This is a genomic window from Enterobacter sp. KBR-315C3_2022 (genome assembly GCF_041399425.1).
Lineage (GTDB): Bacteria > Pseudomonadota > Gammaproteobacteria > Enterobacterales > Enterobacteriaceae > Enterobacter.
Genome location: NZ_JBGKEB010000060.1, coordinates 1 through 1,524, shown reverse-complemented (window position 1 = coordinate 1,524; position 1,524 = coordinate 1). Strand labels below are relative to the sequence as shown.

Sequence of the window (1,524 nt, the reverse complement as noted above, 5' to 3'; positions counted from 1 at the left end):
CGTACTATTATACTTTGGTCTATGACAAAAGAAACCGATATTCGCCGAGGAAGACACTGCGTTTTCCTGATGCATGTTCACCTGGTATTCGTCGCCAGATATCGACGAAAATTATTTGATCTGGATGCCATCGAAAAGCTCCGCAGCTACTTTGCCAGCGTCTGCGCTGAGAAACGTGCTTAATCAAAAGTGCTCACGCCTCTATCCCCTTACCCCTTGCCAGGTTAATCCTGTCAACGCATTCCCTCAATGCTTTGACTTGTTCCGGAGAGAGTTCAGATTTATCAATGTTGGCCAGAAGAGCATTGAGGGAGCGCTCAATATGCTTTTTTGTTAACCGTAAACAGATAACCTTGACCCAACGTGGCGAGACCTTGCTGCGGCCGATTGCTCTTGTGATTCGTAATTTCATGCCATGCCTTTCAACCACCAGTGTGGAGGTTTTCAAACTCGCTTATAACACGCATTGGATAGGCCTTCTGTTATCATTTCACCTGCAAGTTGACATTAGGCGTTGCGCCTCGGAGCAAACAGCTTTCAGCAAACATTAAAATTAGTTTCCTAGCCTGATACGCAAGCGCTATCTCGCACCAGAGGGTTACTAGCTTAACTATGGAGGTTTAACGATCTGATACAGGTTGAGATGTCAGCTTTGTGCCAGGAGCGGATGTTGCTAAAACTATTGGGAGCTGGTCAAATCTGCTGCCCTGTTGCCACAAACAAAACTGCAGAGCACGGCATGCTGGATTTTCGCTTTCTGAAAAAAGGGTTGTAGATAACAGGTGCCACGATCATTACAGGATCGCTTTTACCTAGATAATGAGAGCAGAAAGGCCATCATGCTGTGTTCTGGACAATCTTCCCGCAGTAGTTCAACGAATTCCTGTTATTGTAGAAACCGTCAGGACAGAAGCGTATAATCTCAAGTATTAAGAGGCTGCAACTCACAATACCTGAATGATAAATGCAGCACAGAGCGGTAAGCATCAAAAATAATACTTGTCTAGAATTTCTTCAGTAGCTTAAAATATGGTTTTAATTATGATTGGCAAAATAAAACGTCCGTTATAATAAAGGAATGTAAATGAGAATCAGGCTCTCTAAAGAATATAAGTCAATACCCGTTGGTTTAGAATTTGATCTTCCAGATTTCTGCATATTAACCGGAAGAAATGGCAGTGGCAAAAGCCATTTACTTGAAGCCATTGCTAATCGACAGATTTCAGAGGTAATATCTAATGGGACAAATCTGACTAATATTTTGCATGTTGGATATAATGCTCTTAATCCGCAGATTAACGACCGCTGTGAATCACATCAACTTGTTCAGGCTGCGAGTTCATGGTGGAGCCAAATAGACCAGATAATTCAGCATTATAAACAACACTTTTTAGGTAACCGTGTTTTTAATGATATTTTTAGTGAGTTTATTATTCCACACTTCGGCCAAAATTCGCCACGTGATTCTGTTTTGCAGATGGTTTTAAAGAAAACAAATAAGAATCTAGAAGATGTTGTTGAAAG

1 protein-coding gene and 1 pseudogene are annotated in these 1,524 nt (G+C 41.5%); both read left to right on the top strand.

Annotation, left to right across the window (positions count from 1 at the left end):
• Positions 1 to 6: 6 nt before the first annotated feature.
• A pseudogene (locus AB8804_RS23220) lies at positions 7 to 180 on the top strand (transposase); the annotation flags it as partial.
• 904 nt (positions 181 to 1,084) lie between these two features.
• A partial coding sequence (locus AB8804_RS23215; RefSeq protein ID WP_371190293.1) for a hypothetical protein occupies positions 1,085 to 1,524 on the top strand: 440 nt, incomplete at its 3' end.